This is a genomic window from Phocaeicola sp. RTP21198st1_B8_RTP21198_201120 (assembly GCF_040929485.1).
GTDB lineage: Bacteria > Bacteroidota > Bacteroidia > Bacteroidales > Bacteroidaceae > Phocaeicola > Phocaeicola dorei.
Genome location: NZ_JBCOCI010000385.1, coordinates 637 through 1,295 on the forward strand (window position 1 = coordinate 637; position 659 = coordinate 1,295).

General features: G+C 37.6%; 1 protein-coding gene and 1 pseudogene. Both read left to right on the forward strand.

Features of this window, described 5'->3' with window-relative positions; translation table 11 throughout:
- Window positions 1-461, forward strand: a pseudogene (locus AB5935_RS26550) (ATP-dependent endonuclease); the annotation flags it as partial.
- Between the two features lie 4 nt (window positions 462-465).
- Window positions 466-659: UvrD-helicase domain-containing protein (locus AB5935_RS26555; protein ID WP_368327934.1), on the forward strand; the 194-nt coding region annotated here is incomplete at its 3' end.

The window sequence follows — 659 nt, forward strand, 5'->3', positions numbered from 1 at the left end:
GTGGCATTGAATTAGTCAATATCGGAGGTGTCGCATTCAATCATTTTGGGTTATTATTTAACAATGATGATGAGAGAAAGCGACTATTGTCGAAATGTGCGATCATTACAGACAGCGATCCCAAAGACAATGGAGATATATCTGACAGAGCGCAAAAAGCAAAGGATTTAGAGAAACATAACCTGAAAGTATGTTTGGCTACACACACTCTTGAGCATGATTTATTCGAACAATCTGAGCGTAACAAAGCTATAATGCGAGATGTATATCGAAAAATACATGCTCAAACAGATGATTTAAGTGGTGATTTTAATGTCTCTACTTTAATGAAAAAACTCAAATCTAATAAAGATAAAGCGGAATTTGCATTACAACTTTGTGATAGATTAGAAACCGAAGTAGCGTTCGATGTACCTGATTATATAAAGGATGCTATTTTGTTCATAGCCCCTTCAGAATAAAAGTATGGATATTCAATTATCAGCACAACAACAAGCTGTTGTAGGTTGCAACGAGCCGAGAATTGTCGTGAAAGCCTGTCCGGGAAGTGGAAAGACTTTCTCTGTGGCTGCGCGTATGGCAAAACTTTTACGAGAGAATAATTTATCGAGACACCGAGGAATTGCAGCCATATCTTTTACCAACACTGCATGTGAGGT